Origin of the sequence: Chitinophaga arvensicola, from assembly GCF_900110835.1 — a bacterium.
Lineage (GTDB): Bacteria > Bacteroidota > Bacteroidia > Chitinophagales > Chitinophagaceae > Chitinophaga > Chitinophaga arvensicola.
The window spans coordinates 1,155,702-1,174,942 of the sequence record NZ_FOJG01000001.1; the positions used below are offsets into that span (position 1 = coordinate 1,155,702).

Below are 19,241 nucleotides of genomic sequence, written 5' to 3' on the forward strand. Positions count from 1 at the left end.
GTGTTTGTAGAGGAAAATACAACAGGCGCTGTGATCGAAAGTACGCTGTATATCTGTATCAACGGTGCGTTACCTTCATTATATCACCCGCTATCAGGTCCTGCAAAAAGAAAAGAGTCGCCGAATCGCATCACTCATCATATTCATTTTGAAAATACTATACAGCACTACCAAACATCACGTATAGCAATATAATTCATCACATATGGAAAGATTACCTGTTACGGTGCTGAGTGGTTTCCTCGGCGCGGGGAAGACTACTTTGCTCAATCATGTCCTGCATAACCGCGAAAATCTTCGTGTAGCCGTTATTGTGAACGATATGAGTGAAGTGAACATCGATGCACAATTGGTGAAAAATGAAAACACACTTCACAAAACGGAAGAGCGCCTGGTAGAGATGAGCAATGGTTGCATCTGCTGCACCCTTCGGGAAGACTTGCTGAAGGAAGTGGCCGCGCTGGCGGCGGAGAAAAGATTTGATTATCTCCTGATTGAATCTACCGGTATTTCAGAACCTATTCCGGTAGCGCAAACTTTCTGTTACCAGGACGAAGCCAACAACATTGACCTTAGTACGGTTAGTCAGCTGGATACCATGGTGACCGTGGTAGACGCCTATAACTTTATCCGCGACTATAGCAGTATCGCGCAGTTGCAGGACAGAGGCCTCACAGACGATGCTGCTGATCAGCGCACCATTGTAAACCTGCTGACAGACCAGGTGGAATTTGCGAACGTGATTGTGCTGAACAAATGCGACCTGGTAACGAAAGAGCAGCTGGGGAGCCTGAAAGCAGTGATACGTAAGTTAAATGCTACGGCTAAGCTGGTGGAGTCGATTAAAGGACAGGTGCCTTTGAAGGAAATTCTGAACACAGGTCTTTTTGATTTTGAAACCACCTCCCAAAGCGCCGGCTGGCAAGCCGAACTGGAAAATGAGCATACCCCGGAAACAGATGAATACGGAATCTCTTCTTTTGTATACCGCAGGCGCAAACCCTTTCATCCGGAGCGTTTCTGGAATTATATCAATGAACGCTGGCCGGGAAACGTGATCCGAAGCAAAGGCCTTTTCTGGCTGGTTTCCAGACCGGACATTGCTGTTAACTGGAGCCAGGCTGGCGGATCATTGAGGGCAGAGAAAGCTGGTTACTGGTGGTGCGCCATACCCCGGAATCAGTGGCAGATGGACACCGAAACATATGCCCTGATTACCAGCCGCTGGGACGATCGCTTTGCAGACCGCTACAATGAGCTGGTAATCATAGGACAAGAGCTGGAGGCACATGATATTATCATCGATCTCGATGGCTGTCTTTGCACCGAATCGGAGATCAAAGACTTCAGAGCAGGACACATCTTTCATGATCCTTTTCCTGATATTTAGATTAGTCTAAAAAATAATTAAGACGAGTATAAAAATAGAGTATAGTTTTGTTGAAAATATAAGTTTGGAAGTGTAATCCATGTTACTATCCTGAAAACTCCCTTATACTTTAAAACCTACATTATTAAGCATGAAACAAACATTTACATTACTATTCTTCTTACTACTTGTCAATACAGTATATGCCCAGCAAGGCAACCTGAAAGGCGCGGTTACCAATAAAGACGGTAAACCGGTACAATTCGCCAACGTAGCTATACCTGCTTTGAAAACCGGTGCAGTAGCCGATCAACAGGGACTTTTCAGTATACCCCACCTTGCTGTCGGTACTTATGAAGTGAAGGTATCAATGGTAGGATACCAAACGATTAAGTTGAAGAAAACGATTGTAGCCGGACAAACAACACTGCTGAATGTGTTGCTGGAAGAAGATTTGTCAAAGCTGGAAGAAGTAGTGGTAACTGGTGTTTCACGCGCCACTGCCGCCCGGAAAAACCCTATACCCATTGCCGTTATAGGGAAAAGAGAAATGAACATGAACGTAAATAATAACATCATCGATGCTATTATTAAAGGAGTACCTGGCGTGAGCGCAGTGACCACCGGTCCCAATATTTCAAAACCTTTTATCCGTGGATTGGGCTACAACCGCGTACTGACGCTGTTCGACGGCGTAAGACAGGAAGGACAGCAATGGGGAGATGAACATGGCATTGAAATAGACCAGTATGGTATTGGTCGTGCTGAAGTGGTTAAAGGGCCGGCAAGTCTTACCTATGGCTCCGATGCTTTAGCCGGTGTGATCAATATGATCCCTGATATTCCGGAGCTGACATCCGGCAAATTGCAAGGTAGTTTTCTTACTGATTATCACAGTAACAACGGTATGATAGGTTCTTCACTGGGACTGGCTTACCGGCAAAACGACTGGAAATTTGTAGCACGGGCCACTGCCAAGGCAGCACATAATTACCACAACAATGTGGATGGCTTCGTGTATGGAACCGCCTTTCGGGAGTACAACCTCACAGCACTGGCCAGTGTGGATAAGTCATGGGGCCATTCGCAGTTTGGTGCCACACTTTATGATAACACCCAGGAAATTCCCGATGGTAGCCGGGATTCGCTTACACGGAAGTTTACAAAGCAGGTAAAGGAAGATGATGACATAAAGAACAGGCCACTGGTACCGGATAATGAGCTACGCTCCTACTCCATTAATCCGTTGCATCAGCATATCCAGCATTACCGGGTATATAATCATACCAAATGGAATATAGGTAACGGAGATATCAATACGATGATTGGTTTGCAGCAAAGTATCCGCCGGGAATATAATCACCCGGAAATGCCTGCGCAACCAGGATTGTATGTAGTGCTGAATACGCTGAACTACGATGTACGTTACAACCTGCCGGCTATGGGCGGCGTGGAAACTACCGTAGGCGTGAATGGGATGTACCAGTCCAATAAAAGCCGGAACGGAACAGATTTCCCGATTCCTGATTACAACCTGTTTGATATAGGCGCCTTTGTATTTGCGAAGAAGTCGTTCGGAAAGGTAGATGTATCCGGAGGCGTCCGTTACGACAGCCGTTCTATCCGCTGGAATGATTTTTATGTAGGTGCCAACAAACAAAACGGATTTGAAAAGCATGTATCGGTACCGGATACGGCGGGTGCACATCTCCAGTTCCCGTATTTCCAGCATCAGTACACCGGTGTATCCGGAAGCTTAGGCGCCACCTGGAATATCAGTCAGCGGATATTGGTAAAAGCCAATATCGCCAGGGGGTACCGTGCGCCGAATATCACGGAGATCGGCTCCAATGGCCTCGATCCGGGTGCACACATTGTATACCTGGGTAACCGGACATTTAAGCCGGAGTTCAGTTTGCAGGAAGACATCGGTATCCAGGCATGGTTGCCTGATCTGGATATCAGCGCCGAGTTGTTTAACAATAACATTGAAAACTATATCTACCAGGCAAAGCTATACGATGATAACGGCAACCCGGTAGTGATTGTGCCAGGGAATGCTACCTATAAATACCAGCAGTCTGCCGCCCGTTTGTTTGGTGCTGAAGTAAGTGTAAATCTACACCCCCGCCGGATTGCGTGGTTAACCATGAATAACAGCATTGCCTATACGCAGGGTCGCAACAGGAACATGGAGCTGATCCGTACACACGGTGATGACGCAAGATACCTGCCCTTTATTCCGCCTACGCATATACGAAGCGAACTAAAGGCGACGACCCAACGTAATCATGGTATATTTACCAAAAGCTATATCCGGGTGGAAGCAGATATAATTGCGGACCAGCCTCATTTTTACGGGGTAGATGATACGGAAACGTTTACACCGGGATATACGCTGTTCAATATCGGCGCCGGAACGGGGGTGGTGAATAAGAAGGGTAAAACGGTGTGTGAACTGTTTCTGCAGCTCGATAATGTGGCCGATGTTGCCTATCAGGCAAATATGAACCGTTTGAAATATTTTGAGTACTACAGTGCTTCGCCCAACGGCCGACTGGGGATTTACAATATGGGCAGGAATTTCAGTGCAAAAGTGATCGTACCTTTTTAGATAGCATTAGCGGAGTTTAAGTCCCATTTTAATACCTATCTGCAGGCTGGGTAATACGCTTACCATCTTGCCATCGTTCAGGGATACTTTGTTATCATCAAAATGATAGGTATTATAATGATAGATTTTACTACGGATACCTACGCCAATAAAGGGATCGAGGATGAAGCGGTCTTTTTTGAACTGTCGTCCGATCAGGAGTTGTAGGCCAACCACTGTTTTATCGCCGGAGTTGGTGTAGGTAACGTTGCTGAAGGTATTGTCTTCATTGGGATAGAAAACTTTTTTAACGAACAATACAGGTTCAAAGTAGGTACCTGCTGCCCTTGCCGGGGCCATATCCCGCGAAATAAGAAACCAGCGGGCGCCAACACGGAAGCCGAGTCCCCTGCCATCTACAAATTGTTCTGTACTGATATCGGGCTTTTTCTGCCCGATATCAATTTTTTTAGCCAGCACATAATCCGGGTAATCTGTATAGATGCCGCTGATACCTACTTCCAGGCTGAACTTATCCGTTATTTCCTGTTCCAGGTAAATATCGAGTTCATTGATTAAAGTAGTAGGATTTACTTTGAGAAAGGTGCTCCTGCTCAATTGCTTTTTGTCATCCTGTTGTGCAAAGGATGCGAGTGTCAATAAACAGGATAACCATATTAACAGCAGTGTCTTTTTCATACAGTTGTAAGGGTTAGACTGGCTTTAGGACCTTATTCCTGGCGTGTGTGAGCCATCAGAAAGTGGTCAATAATCGTTCCACAATTACCGGAAACCATTGATGCTCCAGCGCCTGCACTTTGCTTGCTACAGTTTCCGGGGTATCATCCGGTGTAATAACGCAGCGTTCCTGGAGGATTGTTTCTCCGTCATCGTATTTTTCGTTTACGTAATGGACGGTGATCCCGCTTTCTTTTTCTCCGGCGGCGATCACAGCCTCGTGTACAAAGTGTCCATACATTCCCTTTCCGCCGAATTTTGGCAACAGTGCCGGATGGATGTTAATGATGCGGTTGGGAAATGCCTGTACCAGGTTGGCCGGAATTTTCCATAAAAAGCCGGCGAGTACCACGAGATCAATCTGTTGCTCCTGTAATAACTGAATGTATTTATCGGAATGAAAAAAAGCTTCTCTTTCAATGATAATACTGGAAATGCCTTCGCGTTCGGCAATCTGTAAAACACCGGCGCCGGGTTTGTTACAAACGATAACGGTAACCCTGCCCTTGTCTGAATTTCTGAAATGATCTATAATTTTCTGCGCGTTGCTTCCTGCACCCGATGCGAATATGGCAATATTTTTCAAAATCTCTTGCTGTTTTGAGTAGGATACAAAAATAGATAATTTAAAACATGTGGGCGCATGCTTATTTGAAGAAGCAGTTATAAGAACCGGATTCAGTCTTCTTTCCAGGGTCCGGGAACTTCAATAATCACACAGGAAACACCTTGCAAGGTTTATTTGATATACTCCCCGCAGCCCTGGTAAGTTTTATCTTTTACCTGTACCTGAACGGTATTGGGTTTCATCAGTCCGCTCATGTCGTCGGCGCACATCGTATTGCGGATGCTGACGGTAATGCCGGGGGCGGTATACACCTTTAAGGTATCGGTATTGGGTTGGGCCGGAGGCAGGGATACCTGCAGGCTATCGCCATTCATATTCCGGAAGCGGAGCTTCTGCTTGTCAAGATCGAGGGTCCAGCCGGGTTCGTTGCCATTGGCGGTAAACCGGATGCCTACCTTTGATTTTTCAGCAAGGAGTTGTCTGCGGTCGCCTCCTTCTACTGGTTTCAATATATAATTGCTGGCGAGCACGCCTTCAATTCTTTTGCCTTTGGTATCGAGGAGCAGGAGTTTGCCTTCGGCAGACAGGAAAGAGCTGCTGTCGGTTTTCTTTTGGATCACGACAGTGGAGTCGGAGGTTTGCTTCCAGGTGCCGGTTTCCACGGAGGCGATGCTTTGCCCTCTTCCCTGGTAGGCAACGAGTTCGCTGAAGGTGTGGTCGTCAAACAAACTGATCTGGTAATCCATGCCGGGGCAGTCGGCACAAGGCAGGGTGCCCTGGTAGGTGCCGGTCAGAACGGGGGCGGTCCGGGTGGCAGAGGGCGTATGTGGTACGGAACTGTCCGATCCGGAAGTGGTGGTGTTATTATTACAGGCCGCGAGGGCAGAGAGCAGAACAGGCAGCAGAAGGATTTTTTTCATGGGATTGATTTTTTGGTAGCAGATTGAACATTCTGGTCCGCTGGCAGGTTATTATGGTAAAAATAGCAACTCTCACATAAATTAAGAGCGCTGACAGATAATATATTATATTGTGTGAAAGGATATAGGGGACCACTATCTTATTTTCATCTGCATATATTATAATTATATCCCCGCAAACCTTGCCCCACGTTATGATGTAGACGTGCGTCCACAGTGGAATCAAACTTTCAATCAAAATAATAAGTTCTGAAAGGATATAATAGGTGAAGTGTTTAAATAGGCCAGCAGAAAGACTTTCGGCTCAATCGTTGCTCAAAAATCAGGTTAAAAACAGCATCTCATAAGACAATAAATTTTTTTAATTGTTGGTAAATTGTCAACATTCTGTCTTATTTTTGCTGGCACTTTTAAGAAACTTTAGGTCAAATCTAAACTATATAGGCTGTGTATCGTCGTGTTTCCATTCTTTTGCGCAAGCATTTTGTGAGTGTGCTTATTCTATGCGCTAGTATAGTAATTCCGTTTTCTTCTGTTAAGGCAGCGGATCCAGCGAAGGGTAAAGCATTATTCCAAACAAATTGCGCTTCCTGCCATAATGTCCATAAAAAGCTGACAGGTCCTGCATTAGCGGGGGTAGAAGATCGCTGGCCCGATAAGAAATTATTGCACCAGTGGATCCATAACTCTGCTTCTGTACTGGCTTCAGGGGACAAATACGCCAATGAGCTGTTCAATCAGTACAACAAGACAGCGATGACCGCTTTCCCTTCATTATCCAATGAAGATATTGACGACATCCTGGCTTATGTAAAGAATGAAGAGAAAAATACACCTGGCGGAAAGACAGCTGTTGCTGACCCTAATGCTAATGAGACGGCTGATAAAGGCAATGACAACAGTTTACTGTTCGGTATCATTACCCTGATCCTCGCAGTAGTAGCGCTGATCCTCATGCAGATCAACAGCAACCTGAATAAGCTGGCTGGTGATAAAGAGGGTGTTCCTACCGCAGATCCTGTTCCTTTCTACAAAAATAAAGCTTACCTGGCCCTGATCATCCTGGTGCTCTTCATGGTAGGCGGTTACCTTACAATTCAAGGGGCTATCGGCCTGGGTCGTCAGAAAGACTACATGCCGGAGCAACCTATCTTCTATAGCCACAAGGTGCACGCCGGTATCAACCAGATCAACTGTTTGTACTGCCACGCCGGTGCTGAGAAGAGTAAGCATGCCATGATTCCTTCTGAAAATATCTGTATGAACTGTCACAAGGCCATTAAGGAATACTCCGGTCCTGAGCTGACAACTGCAGAAGGCAAGAAAATCGACGGTACTGCTGAAATCGCAAAATTATACGATTACGTAGGATGGGATCCTGAAGCTGGTAAATATACCAAGCCAGGCAGACCAATCGAATGGACCAAGATCCACAACCTGCCCGACCACGTTTACTTTAACCACTCTCAACACGTGGTTGCCGGTCAGCAACAGTGTCAGACCTGCCACGGTGCTATCACCGAAATGGATGAAGTACACCAGTTCTCCGATCTCTCTATGGGATGGTGCATCAACTGTCACCGTACTACTAAAGTGCAGTTCGCTGACAACAACTATTACAGCATCTTCGAAAAGCTTCATCAGGATATTAAAGATAAGAAGATCGATAGCGTAACAGTTGAGATGGTAGGTGGTACTGAATGTCAAAAATGTCACTACTAGGAAGGATTTAGAGAGATTTTCTCTTAATCAGAAGATATCAAAATTTATAAACGTAACTCGTTAATATAACATGGAGCAAAAAAAGTATTGGAAAGGCTTGGAGGAGTTGCACAATACCGATGCGCATCAGGAAATTGTGAAGAACGAATTCAGTGAAGAACTACCGTTCGAGAGTGAAGGCCTGTTGAATGCTACTACCCCCCGCAGGGATTTTCTGAAATATCTGGGGTTCACCACCGCTGCTGCCGCTATCGCTGCCAGCTGTGAAACACCGGTTAAGAAAGCTATTCCGTATGTAAACAAACCGGAAGAAATCACCCCGGGTGTAGCCAATTATTATGCTTCTTCTTACGCCATTGATGGCGAATACGTACCAGTTGTGGTGAAAACCCGCGAAGGTCGTCCCATCAAAATGGAAGGGAATACTTTATCTACCATCACACAGGGCGCCACTTCCGCAAGAGTACAAGGTGCGGTATTGAGCCTGTATGATACTGCCCGTCTCCGTTTCCCATCTATCGGTGGTACGGAAACAACCTGGGCAGAACTGGATAAACAAGTAGGTGCAGCACTGGCCGGTTTAGGCGGTGCTCCTGTTGTTTTATTAAGTGCTACCTTACTCAGCCCCTCCACTAAGAAAGTGATCGGCGAGTTCCTGGCAAAATATCCAAACTCCCGCCACGTAGTATACGACGCAGTTTCTTACTCCGGTATACTCCAGGCAAATGAAGCCTCCTACGGTAAAAGAGTTGTTCCTTCCTACCACTTCGAAAATGCAAAATCGATCGTGAGTCTGGGAGCCGACTTTATCGGAACCTGGCTGAACCCGGTTGAATACGCCCGCCAGTTTGCTCAAACCCGTAAGATCAATGCGCAGAAACCCGAAATGTCCAAACTTTTCGCGTTCGAAAGCCATATGAGCCTCACCGGTGCAAACGCGGATGAAAGATATACACACAAACCTTCTGAAACCGGTGCAGTAGCACTGGCCCTGCTGGCTGCAGTAGGTGGTAGCGTAACCGCTCCTGCCATTGCCGACAAGCGTGTGGCTGATGGTATCAAGAAAGCTGCGGAATCACTGAAAGCTAACGCCGGTAAAGCACTGGTAGTAAGCGGTTCCAACGATGTAAACGTACAGATCATTGTAAACGCCATCAACAACATCGTTGGCGCCAATGGTACTACCATCGATTTCGCTGCTCCTTCCAACTACCGTCAGGGTATTGATAGCGATATGACTAAACTGGTAAGCGATATGAACGCAGGCAGCATCGGTGCTGTACTGGTTTATGGCGCTAACCCTGCTTACGACTACTTCGAATCTCAGAAATTCGCAGAAGGTCTGAAGAAAGTGAAACTCGCTGTATCCTTCAACGACAGAAACGACGAAACCACTGAACTGTGTAAATACATCGCTCCTGATCATCACTTCCTGGAATCATGGAACGATGCAGAAGGAAGAACCGGTTACTACAGCTTCGGTCAACCTACTATCCTGCCGCTGTTTAAAACACGTGCGATCCAGGATACCCTCCTCACCTGGTCAGGTAACGCAACTACCTGGGCTGACTACCTGAAAAATGAGTGGGTTAGCAAACTGGGCGGACAGGAAGCATGGGATAAAGCATTACAGGACGGTGTGGTTGAACCAGCTACTGCTCCTGCTTTAGGTGGCGCCTCTTTCGCCGGTGATATTGCCGGTGCTGCTGCGAAAATCAACAGCGCGAAAAAAGGTGGTGGCAAACTGGAACTGGTACTGTACGAAAAAGTGGCAATTGGTAGCGGTAAACTCGCTAACAACCCATGGTTACAGGAAATGCCTGATCCAATTACCCGCTCTACCTGGGGTAACTACGCTTGCATCTCCAACAAACTCGCAAAAACTTACTCTACTCAATTAGGTGACGACTACGAAATCAACGTTGAGAAGAAAGTACTGAAAGTAAAATCCAACGGTAAAGAAATCGAACTGCCATTGCTGATCGTTCCAGGTATTCACCCGGAAGTAATCGCCATCGCAGTAGGTTACGGCCGCGGTGCTAACGTAGGAAGAGCGGCTGCCGGTATCGGTAAAAACGCTTATCCTTTTGTAAGCTTCAATGGTCAGACATTTGACTACTTCACTACAGATGCTGCTGCTGATGCTACCGGTGCTAAAGAAACCGTTGCATTAACACAAACACATAACAGCTACGAAGGTCGTCCTATCGTTAAAGAAACTACCCTCGAAGAGTTCATCAAGAACCCGCTGGAAGTAAACGAAGACAGAAGGGAACTGAAGAAATTTGGTCCTGACTTCCGTAAAGATGCTACCCTCTACCCTAACTTCAGCTACCCAGGTATCAAATGGGGCATGTCTATCGACCTGAACACCTGTTTCGGTTGCGGCGCCTGTACCATTGCCTGCCAGGCAGAAAACAACGTTTCTGTTGTAGGTAAAGAAGAAGTAGCAAAAGCACACGAAATGCACTGGATCCGCATCGACCGCTACTTCAGCGGAGATGAAGATAATCCGGAAGTAGTGTTCCAGCCTATGCTGTGCCAGCACTGCGATAACGCTCCTTGCGAAAACGTTTGTCCGGTTGGTGCTACCAACCATAGCTCTGAAGGTATCAACCAGATGGCTTACAACCGTTGTATCGGTACCCGTTACTGCGCTAACAACTGTCCTTACAAAGTACGTCGCCTCAACTGGAGAGACTGGAACGGTGCGGACAGCTTCGAAAATAACCTGTACGATGTTGCTGACATGAACGATAACCTGACCCGCATGGTTCTGAACCCGGATGTAGTGGTTCGTAGCCGTGGTGTGATGGAAAAATGTTCTTTCTGCGTACAACGTTTACAGGAAGCGAAACTGGATGCGAAGAAAGCAGGTCACCCGATGAAAGACGGAGCTGCTAAAACCGCCTGCCAGCAAGCTTGTGGCGCTGATGCAATCGTATTTGGTAACATCAACGATAAGAACAGCGAAATCTATAAGATTCGTAACGAGCAGCAGGTAGACAGAATGTACTATGTGTTGGAAGAAACACACGTACTGCCTTCTATCAGCTACCTGGCGAAGATCAGAAACAAGGACGCCGCTCCTAAAGCAGAAAAAGCACCTGCTCACAAGGAAGAAGCGCACCACGCTTAATGATCTTAACCGGTAACCGTTAAGAAAAAGACAGAAAAGAACAGAATCTGAGATCATAACAAAAGACAAGGGCTAGTAGCTAGAAGCTAGCAGCTAAAAGCTTATAGAATATGCATTTAAAATACGAATCCACACTGAGAGAACCTTTGGTTGACGGGGTTAAGGATTATCACCAGGTAACGGAAGATATCATTAGTCCCATTGAAGGGAAGCCTGGAAAACTGTGGTATGTAGGCTTTTTTATATCCCTGACACTGTTGGGCTTCGGCGCATTTTCAGTGTTCTGGCAGATCTATTTCGGTGTCGGAGTATGGAATCTGAATAAAACCATCGGTTGGGGTTGGGATATTACCAACTTCGTATGGTGGGTAGGTATCGGTCACGCCGGTACCCTGATCTCCGCGATCCTCCTCCTGTTCCGCCAGGGTTGGCGTACAGGGGTGAACCGTGCAGCAGAAGCGATGACCATCTTCGCCGTAATGTGTGCCGGTCAGTTCCCGATTATCCACATGGGTCGTGTATGGATGGCGTTCTTTATCCTGCCTTATCCAAATACCCGTGGTCCGGTATGGGTTAACTTTAACTCTCCGCTCCTCTGGGACGTATTCGCGATCTCTACTTACTTTACCGTTTCCCTGTTGTTCTGGTACTCCGGTCTCCTTCCGGATTTCGCTACCGTTCGCGACAGAGCTAAAACTAAATTACGCAAGTTATTATACGGTGTAGCAGCTTTCGGCTGGACCGGTTCTACCAAGCACTGGCAACGTCACGAAGCACTGTCACTTGTACTGGCAGGTTTATCTACTCCACTGGTACTGTCTGTACACACCATTGTATCTTTTGACTTTGCGACGTCTGTAATTCCTGGTTGGCATACTACCATCTTCCCTCCCTACTTCGTAGCGGGTGCGATCTTCTCCGGATTTGCGATGGTACAAACCCTGCTGATCATTACACGTAAAATATTACATCTCGAAGAATACATTACCCTGGGTCACATGGAAGCCATGAACAAGGTAATCGTATTAACGGGTTCCGTAGTAGGTTGCGCTTACCTGACTGAGTTATTCATGGCATGGTATGGTGCTAACCCTTACGAATTCGATACTTTCTTCAAATACCGTGCAGCCGGTCCGCTGGGTTGGTCTTACTGGATCATGATGACCTGTAACGTAATCACTCCGCAGGTGTTCTGGTTCCGCAAAATGAGAAGAAACGTTGCCGTAACCTTCGTAATGTCTATCATCGTGAACATCGGTATGTGGTTCGAGCGTTTCGTAATCATCTGTACTTCACTGTACCGCGATTACCTGCCATCCAGCTGGTCATACTATCGTCCGTCCTGGCCTGAAGTAGGTTTCTACATGGGTACTTTCGGTCTGTTCTTTACCTGCTTCTTCCTGTTTGCTAAATACTTCCCGGTAATTGCAGTAGCTGAAATCAAGGCTATCCTGAAAACTTCCGGTGAGAACTACAAAGAGAAAATGGAAGTTTACGAAGAAGAGAGTGCTGAGAAATTTGCACACGACGTAGCACACGCACACTAAAAGACGAATTAAGAGAACTAATTACCTGGAATTTGAATTTTTAAATATATGGCTGTTAAAAAATTTGTTGTAGGCTTGTTTGACGATGAGGCAGTGTTGTTTCCGGCAGTAAAGAAAGTACGCACTGCAGGATACAAATTGCACGATGTATACACTCCTTTTCCTATTCACGGCCTCGATCATGCAATGGGTTTAAGAGAAACCAGTCTGCACACAGCCGGTTTCATATATGGTATCACTGGTACTACTACAGCATTATCCTTCATGAGTTGGGTATTTAATGTAGACTGGCCGCTGAACATCGGTGGTAAGCCACATTTCCCGCTGCCAGCGTTCATCCCCATCACTTTTGAGCTGACCGTATTATTTGCGGCAGTAGGTATGGTGATGACTTTCTGCTACCTCTGCCAGTTAATGCCTGGGGTGAAGAAACATATCTTCCATCCAAGACAAACGGACGATAAGTTTGTAATGGTAATAGAGCTGACAGAAAAAACCAATGCGGAAGAAGTAAAAACCTTCCTCGCTGCTGCAGGTGCACAGGATATCAATGAGCAGAAAGCTGAAGCAGGATGGTGGTTCGGAAGATATGATAAGGACGATGAGCCTTATCTCCGTAAGATTCAGACCGCAGCAAACGCTTAATTATAATAACAGCTAAAACATACCGTTGCGACATTAGGATTTGAGCAAGCAAGAACTAATGAAAGCTAGATAAATAATTTCTGATGAAAAGGACTTCCAACATATTGATTGTAGCCGCATTGGCAACTGGAGCTTTCCTGGCAGCCTGTAACAGAGGGGAGCATAACAGAAAGCCCGGCAGGATTTATATGCCAGACATGTATGAATCCCGTGCGTATGAATTTTACAGTGCTCGTTTGTCAGGCCTGAAGCCAGTGGAAGGAACAGTAAAAAGAGGTGAACTTTTGCCATACCATCTGAAAGAATCAGATACGGCACTGGCTAATCTGGTGAAGAATCCATTAACGATTACGGATGCCGATCTGAAAGAAGGCGGACGTTTATTTAATATCTACTGTGGTATCTGTCATGGTACTGCTTTAGATGGTAATGGTCCACTGTACAAAGGTGGGGATGGACCATACCCTGCAGCTCCTGCCAACCTGGTTGCCGGTGCAAAATCCGGTTACACAGAAGGCCGTCTGTTCCATGTAATGACCTACGGTTATAACATGATGGGTAGTTACGCCAGTCAGCTCGACAGAGAGCAACGCTGGAAGATTGCTGCTTATATCAGAAGCAAACAGCCAGGTGCTGCCGCCCCGTCTGCCGCTCCTGCTAAGGATAGTAGTGCTGTTGCAGCTAAATAAATGAGTTAAACTGAATTTCAATCAAGTATTTTAATATACAGTAATGAAAGACCAATTTGTAGTACCGGCAAGATTAAAAAAGACCAGCTTCGTGTTAATGGGCGTGGGCTTGCTGACGTTATTGATCGGATTAATTGCGTTTCAAGGTGAGAACGCGACACGGTTTTGGGCCGGTCTGTTGCAAAACAGCAGCTTCTTTTTGCTGATTACATTGGCGAGCACATTCTTTATAGCTGCTACTACCCTGGCACATGGTGGCTGGCAGATTGCTTTCCGCCGTGTACCTGAAGCGATTTCAATGGCCGTGCCTGTTCTGGCCGCCATCTTATTTGTAGTGGTGATGATCCTCGTTTTCGGTGGTAAAGAAGATATCTACCACTGGGTAAACGCTCACCACGTAGCAGAAGATAAAATCCTGACCTGGAAATCCGCTTTCCTGAATAAAGGATTCTTTACCGTTGCTACCATCCTGACACTGGGCCTCTGGATATTCTTTACCCTGAAGCTCCGTAAAATGTCTATCGAAGAAGATGGATGGGATCTGCGCCCTGAAACAGGCCGTAAATTACTCTGGAGAAATACCGTTGTATGCGGTGGCTTCCTGGTAGTATTTACCCTGAGCGTTGGTTCTACCACTCCATGGATCTGGTTAATGAGCATCGATGCACACTGGTTCTCTACCATGTACAGCTGGTACACTTTCGCCAGTACCTGGGTATCCGGTCTGTCCCTGATTGCACTGTTCGTTGTATATCTCAAGAAACATGGTTACCTGACCTACGTGACAGAAGAACACCTGCACGATCTGGGTAAATTCATGTTCGCTTTCAGTATCTTCTGGACTTACCTCTGGTTCTCCCAGTACATGCTGATCTGGTACGCCAACATGCCGGAAGAAACTGAATACTTCCAGCCGCGTGTTTGGGGCCAGTGGAGACCAATTTTCTTCCTGAACCTCCTGATCAACTTTGTTACACCGTTACTGTTCCTGATGAAAAGGGACACCAAACGTAACTATACTGCTATCGTTTTCATCGCTATCGTGATCATCTTCGGTCACTGGCTGGATTTCTGGCAGATGGTGTATCCAGGTACCGTTAAGACCCTGGTATTCCCTTGGTACGAATTCGGACTCGGACTTGGTTTCGTAGGACTGATTATTTTCCTGGTATCCAATGCACTGACTAAAGCTGCACTGGTTCCGAAAAATCACCCTTACCTGAAAGAAAGTATCGTTCACCACACCTAATTGGGTGAGAAAGGAGATTAGGCAATAGAAAAGCATTAGATAACTTAATTATTTCATATAGCAATGTCAGGATTTTTAGCAGTCTTAGTTGTTGTTCTCATATTCATAGTCATCTTCCAGATTGCGAAGGCGAGCGAATATGTGTCCATATTGAAGGGAGAAAAGAAAGCGCGCGAGCAAAGTAACCGTATTAATGGTTTCATGCTGATTGCATTCCTGGTGCTGGGGCTTATAGGAGTGTACTGGTGTAACGATTTGCTGAAAGGCAAGATCCTCGGCGAATCCGCTTCAGAACAGGGCGAAGGCGTAGACACCCTTATTTACGTAACACTGGCCATTACTGGTGTGGTATTCGTTATTACCCAGATCGCGTTATTTTGGTTTGCATTTAAATACCAGGAAAAAGAAGGCCGTAAAGCATTCTACTTCCCGCATAATAATAAACTGGAAGTTATCTGGACCGTTATCCCGGCTATTGCCTTAACCATTCTGGTGGCATTTGGTCTGAAACATTGGTTCCAGCTGACTTCAGAAGCACCGAAAGATGCTGCTGTAGTGGAAATCACCGGTAAACAGTTTAACTGGATCTTCCGTTATCCTGGAAAAGATGGTGCCCTCGGCCGCCGCGATTTCACTAAAATCGATCCTGCTGCAGGTAACGAACTCGGTCTGGACTGGAACGATCCGCTGAACAAGGACGACTTTATGCCTACCGAAATGCACCTGGTAGTTGGTAAACCAGTGAAACTGGTAATCGGCTCCCGCGATGTAATCCACGATGTGGGCTTACCTCACTTCCGTATGAAAATGGATGCGGTACCTGGTATTCCTACTACCCTGTGGTTTACACCTAAGTATACTACCAAACAAATGAAAGAGAAAACCGGTAACGCGGATTTCACTTACGAGATTTCCTGCGACCAGATGTGTGGTAGCGGTCACTACTCTATGAGAGGCGTGATTGTTGTGGAAACTCAGGAAGAATACGACAAATGGGTGGCAGGACAGAAATCAACTTACAGCCTGACACATGCAGACACCGCAGCTCCTGCCGGCGAAGCCAAAGCAGATAGCACACAAAAAACGGTAGCTGCTAATATCAAGTAAGCTGTAATTTTGGTAGAAGAATTTTTGACGGAGTACAATTAAAAACAATAAAGACAAACTGACAAACGACGATACTTCCCGGGCGTTAGTTTATAATAAACCGAACCGATTATGAGTAACGAAGCAACATTGCACAGTCAACAGGAGGTAATGCACGGAGCGCATGATCATCATGATCATGAGCACCACCATGAAGACAGTTTCATCTCGAAATATGTGTTCAGCATGGATCACAAAATGATCGCCAAACAATTCCTGATTACTGGTATCGTTTGGGCTATCATTGGTGCTTTCTTCTCTGTACTGTTCCGTTTGCAACTTGGTTTCCCTGATGCCACTTTCCCCTGGCTGGAAAGTATCCTGGGTCATTGGGCTAAAGGTGGCCGCATTTCCGCGGAAGCTTACTATGCACTCGTAACGATGCACGGTACCATCCTTGTATTCTTTGTATTAACAGCCGGCTTGAGCGGTACCTTCTCCAACCTGCTGATTCCTTTGCAGGTAGGTGCACGCGATATGGCCTCTCCTTTTATGAACTGCCTGAGCTACTGGTTTTTCTTCCTGGCTAGCCTGGTAATGATGGCATCCCTGTTCGTTCAAACAGGTCCTGCTTCCGGTGGATGGACGATGTACCCGCCACTGAGTGCACTGGGAGATGCTTCCATCGGTTCTAAAATTGGTGTGGATCTGTGGTTGACCAGTATGGCACTGTTTGTTGTTTCTCAGCTGCTGGGTGGTCTGAACTACATCTCTACTCTGCTGAATATGCGTACCAAAGGTATGGCTATGACTAAAATGCCATTAACCATCTGGTCTTTCTTCTTTACCGCTGTATTAGGCGTACTGTCTTTCCCTGTACTGCTGTCAGGTTTCATCCTGCTGCTCATGGATCGTCACGCTGGTACCAGCTTCTACCTCTCCGATATCTTTATCGCAGGTAAAGCACTGGCAAACGAAGGTGGTAGCGCTATTCTCTATCAACATTTATTCTGGTTCTTAGGTCACCCTGAGGTATATATCATCATCCTCCCAGCGATGGGTATGGTTTCTGAAGTATTGGCAGTAAGTTCCCGCAAACCAATCTTCGGTTACCTGGCGATGATCGGTTCCCTGTTCGCTATCTGTATCCTGGCCTTCCTGGTTTGGGCGCACCATATGTTCGTAACAGGTCTGAATCCGTTCCTGGGTGCATTCTTCGTACTCTTAACCTTATTGATCGCGGTTCCATCTGCCATCAAGGTATTTAACTGGATCACTACGATCTGGAAGGGTAATATCAACTTTACGCCTGCTTCCCTGTTCTCTATCGGTTTCGTGAGCACTTTCATCTCCGGTGGTTTAACAGGTATCTGGTTAGGTAACTCTTCTATCGATATTCACCTGCATGATACCATGTTCGTAATTGCCCACTTCCACATTGTAATGGGGGTATCTGCGTTCTTCGGTATGTTTGCCGGTATCTACCACTGGTTCCCTAAAATGTACGGCCGCTTCATGAATAACACCATCGGTTATATCCACTTCTGGGTAACCATGATCGGTGCTTACCTGATCTTCTGGCCTATGCACTACGAAGGTATGGCGGGTATGCCAAGAAGATACTATGATGTATCCGGCTGGGCATCCTTCAAACAGTTCGGTGGTCTGAACGAATTCATTACCATCGTGGTAATCCTGGTATTTGCCGTACAGTTACTGTTTGTGTTCAACTTCTTCTACAGCATTTTCAAAGGTAGAAAGATGACCAATCAGAACCCATGGAACGCAACTACCCTGGAATGGACTACACCAATTCATGCCGGTCACGGTAACTGGCCTGGTGAAATTCCTGAAGTTTACCGTTGGGCTTACGATTACAGCAAGGATGGAAGAGATTTCATCCCGCAAACAGAGCCGATTGGTCCTAACGAATCAGCGCACTAAAATATAAATCCAGCATTCCGGCAGAAAGATGCCTTTCCAATGAAAAATCTTTCTTCCGGGATGTTGTTCACTGTGATGTTTGTAAATTTGTTCCGGACTTAAAACCGGAATGTGGCTAGAAATAAAATGTTGCAAGAAAACTCCATAAAATTGTCGTCGTCATATGCGCTAGCAAGCAAGGTGAAGGATTATTCTCAGCTAATGAAGTTTAATCTCACCTTTATGGTGGTATTTTCATCTGTAGTAGGCTATCTGCTTGTGCCTGGCGTGGAGTTTAACTTAATAAAAGTTCTTTTATTATTTGCTGGTGGTTTGCTGGTTTCCGGATCAGCCAATACCATTAATCAGATCTGGGAGAAGAATACGGATAAACTGATGGCCCGCACCGCTGTCCGTCCATTGCCTTCAGGGCGTATGCACGACAACGAAGCGATTGCCCTGGCAGTGATCACCGGGATAGCAGGTATCTTCGTAATGGGATATTGCTTTAACTGGTTATCTGCTATACTCAGCCTGGTTTCCCTGGTGTTATACGGTTTTGTATACACGCCCTGGAAAAAATGGAATTCCCTCGCCGTACTGGTAGGTGCAATTCCTGGCGCTATGCCTCCGTTGATCGGTTGGGCAGCTGGCGCCGATAACCTGGCGGAAGGCGGTTGGTCTTTATTCGCAATCCAGTTTCTGTGGCAATTCCCGCATTTCTGGGCCATCGCCTGGATTGCGTATAAAGATTATGCAAAAGCAGGTTTTAAAATGCTGCCTGGTAGCGGAGAACCCAACAAGTACACGGCCATTCAGGCTGCTATGTACACCCTGTTGCTGATTCCTGCCGGTGTTGCACCTTACCTGCTGAAAATTACTGGAAGCATTTCGGCAATAGTGGCCATTCTGGCGGGTATTTTCTTCCTTTACAGGGCAGTTAACCTGTACAGAAAGAATGATGTTCCTGCAGCGAGAAAGCTCATGTTCGGATCTTATATTTATCTGACAATTGTTCAGCTGGTACAACTACTGGACAAAGCTTAAAATGAA

14 protein-coding genes are annotated in these 19,241 nt (G+C 46.2%); 11 read left to right on the forward strand and 3 right to left on the reverse strand.

Going from position 1 to position 19,241, the window contains the following annotated elements:
- Nucleotides 1-205: 205 nt before the first annotated feature.
- Both BMW79_RS04940 and BMW79_RS04945 read left to right on the forward strand, forming a co-directional pair.
- Complete coding sequence (locus BMW79_RS04940) at nucleotides 206-1,390, forward strand: GTP-binding protein (protein WP_089891332.1); 1,185 nt, start codon at nucleotides 206-208, stop codon at nucleotides 1,388-1,390.
- Between the two features lie 130 nt (nucleotides 1,391-1,520).
- On the forward strand, nucleotides 1,521-3,983 hold the full coding sequence (locus BMW79_RS04945) for a TonB-dependent receptor (protein ID WP_089891335.1): 2,463 nt from the start codon (nucleotides 1,521-1,523) through the stop codon (nucleotides 3,981-3,983).
- Between the two features lie 6 nt (nucleotides 3,984-3,989).
- Here BMW79_RS04945 and BMW79_RS04950 read toward each other — a convergent pair whose 3' ends face one another.
- The 3 genes from BMW79_RS04950 to BMW79_RS04960 form a co-directional block, all read right to left on the reverse strand.
- A complete protein-coding gene (locus BMW79_RS04950; protein ID WP_089891337.1) occupies nucleotides 3,990-4,661 on the reverse strand; it encodes a hypothetical protein in 672 nt (223 codons plus the stop codon).
- Nucleotides 4,662-4,716: 55 nt separating this feature from the next.
- On the reverse strand, nucleotides 4,717-5,286 hold the full coding sequence (gene purN, locus BMW79_RS04955; RefSeq protein ID WP_089891340.1) for a phosphoribosylglycinamide formyltransferase: 570 nt from the start codon (nucleotides 5,284-5,286) through the stop codon (nucleotides 4,717-4,719).
- A gap of 152 nt (nucleotides 5,287-5,438) precedes the next feature.
- Nucleotides 5,439-6,188, reverse strand: coding sequence for a copper resistance protein NlpE N-terminal domain-containing protein (locus BMW79_RS04960; protein WP_089891343.1), 750 nt, complete (start codon nucleotides 6,186-6,188; stop codon nucleotides 5,439-5,441).
- A gap of 447 nt (nucleotides 6,189-6,635) precedes the next feature.
- Between BMW79_RS04960 and BMW79_RS04965 the strand changes: the two genes are divergently transcribed.
- The 9 genes from BMW79_RS04965 (at nucleotide 6,636) to cyoE (ending at nucleotide 19,235) form a co-directional block, all read left to right on the forward strand.
- Nucleotides 6,636-7,910, forward strand: a complete 1,275-nt coding sequence (locus tag BMW79_RS04965; RefSeq protein ID WP_245752380.1) for a c-type cytochrome — start codon at nucleotides 6,636-6,638, stop codon at nucleotides 7,908-7,910.
- 70 nt (nucleotides 7,911-7,980) lie between these two features.
- Nucleotides 7,981-11,049 (forward strand): TAT-variant-translocated molybdopterin oxidoreductase, encoded by a 3,069-nt coding sequence (locus BMW79_RS04970; protein WP_089891346.1) that lies wholly within the window; start codon nucleotides 7,981-7,983, stop codon nucleotides 11,047-11,049.
- A 110-nt stretch (nucleotides 11,050-11,159) separates the two neighbouring features.
- On the forward strand, nucleotides 11,160-12,596 hold the full coding sequence (gene nrfD, locus BMW79_RS04975) for an NrfD/PsrC family molybdoenzyme membrane anchor subunit (RefSeq protein ID WP_089891349.1): 1,437 nt from the start codon (nucleotides 11,160-11,162) through the stop codon (nucleotides 12,594-12,596).
- Nucleotides 12,597-12,644: 48 nt separating this feature from the next.
- On the forward strand, nucleotides 12,645-13,241 hold the full coding sequence (locus BMW79_RS04980; protein ID WP_089891352.1) for a DUF3341 domain-containing protein: 597 nt from the start codon (nucleotides 12,645-12,647) through the stop codon (nucleotides 13,239-13,241).
- An 83-nt stretch (nucleotides 13,242-13,324) separates the two neighbouring features.
- Nucleotides 13,325-13,930 carry a c-type cytochrome gene (locus tag BMW79_RS04985; RefSeq protein ID WP_089891355.1) on the forward strand — a complete coding sequence of 202 codons (606 nt, stop codon included), beginning with the start codon at nucleotides 13,325-13,327 and terminating at the stop codon, nucleotides 13,928-13,930.
- A gap of 43 nt (nucleotides 13,931-13,973) precedes the next feature.
- On the forward strand, nucleotides 13,974-15,179 hold the full coding sequence (locus BMW79_RS04990; protein WP_089891357.1) for a quinol:cytochrome C oxidoreductase: 1,206 nt from the start codon (nucleotides 13,974-13,976) through the stop codon (nucleotides 15,177-15,179).
- A gap of 63 nt (nucleotides 15,180-15,242) precedes the next feature.
- Nucleotides 15,243-16,286 (forward strand): cytochrome c oxidase subunit II, encoded by a 1,044-nt coding sequence (locus tag BMW79_RS04995; protein WP_089891360.1) that lies wholly within the window; start codon nucleotides 15,243-15,245, stop codon nucleotides 16,284-16,286.
- 111 nt (nucleotides 16,287-16,397) lie between these two features.
- On the forward strand, nucleotides 16,398-18,209 hold the full coding sequence (locus BMW79_RS05000) for a cytochrome c oxidase subunit I (protein WP_089891362.1): 1,812 nt from the start codon (nucleotides 16,398-16,400) through the stop codon (nucleotides 18,207-18,209).
- 126 nt (nucleotides 18,210-18,335) lie between these two features.
- Complete coding sequence (gene cyoE / locus BMW79_RS05005) at nucleotides 18,336-19,235, forward strand: heme o synthase (protein WP_089891364.1); 900 nt, start codon at nucleotides 18,336-18,338, stop codon at nucleotides 19,233-19,235.
- Nucleotides 19,236-19,241: the final 6 nt, after the last annotated feature.

Excerpts from the sequence above, each read along its gene's own strand:
- BMW79_RS04990 (WP_089891357.1), top strand. The coding sequence starts at position 13,974 with ATGAAAGACCAATTTGTAGTACCGGCAAGATTAAAAAAGACCAGCTTC.
- BMW79_RS04985 (WP_089891355.1), top strand. The coding sequence starts at position 13,325 with ATGAAAAGGACTTCCAACATATTGATTGTAGCCGCATTGGCAACTGGA.
- BMW79_RS04980 (WP_089891352.1), top strand. The coding sequence starts at position 12,645 with ATGGCTGTTAAAAAATTTGTTGTAGGCTTGTTTGACGATGAGGCAGTG.
- BMW79_RS04995 (WP_089891360.1), top strand. The coding sequence starts at position 15,243 with ATGTCAGGATTTTTAGCAGTCTTAGTTGTTGTTCTCATATTCATAGTC.
- BMW79_RS05000 (WP_089891362.1), top strand. The coding sequence starts at position 16,398 with ATGAGTAACGAAGCAACATTGCACAGTCAACAGGAGGTAATGCACGGA.
- nrfD (WP_089891349.1), top strand. The coding sequence starts at position 11,160 with ATGCATTTAAAATACGAATCCACACTGAGAGAACCTTTGGTTGACGGG.
- BMW79_RS04950 (WP_089891337.1), bottom strand. The coding sequence starts at position 4,661 with ATGAAAAAGACACTGCTGTTAATATGGTTATCCTGTTTATTGACACTC.
- cyoE (WP_089891364.1), top strand. The coding sequence starts at position 18,336 with ATGTTGCAAGAAAACTCCATAAAATTGTCGTCGTCATATGCGCTAGCA.
- BMW79_RS04945 (WP_089891335.1), top strand. The coding sequence starts at position 1,521 with ATGAAACAAACATTTACATTACTATTCTTCTTACTACTTGTCAATACA.
- BMW79_RS04960 (WP_089891343.1), bottom strand. The coding sequence starts at position 6,188 with ATGAAAAAAATCCTTCTGCTGCCTGTTCTGCTCTCTGCCCTCGCGGCC.
- BMW79_RS04940 (WP_089891332.1), top strand. The coding sequence starts at position 206 with ATGGAAAGATTACCTGTTACGGTGCTGAGTGGTTTCCTCGGCGCGGGG.
- BMW79_RS04970 (WP_089891346.1), top strand. The coding sequence starts at position 7,981 with ATGGAGCAAAAAAAGTATTGGAAAGGCTTGGAGGAGTTGCACAATACC.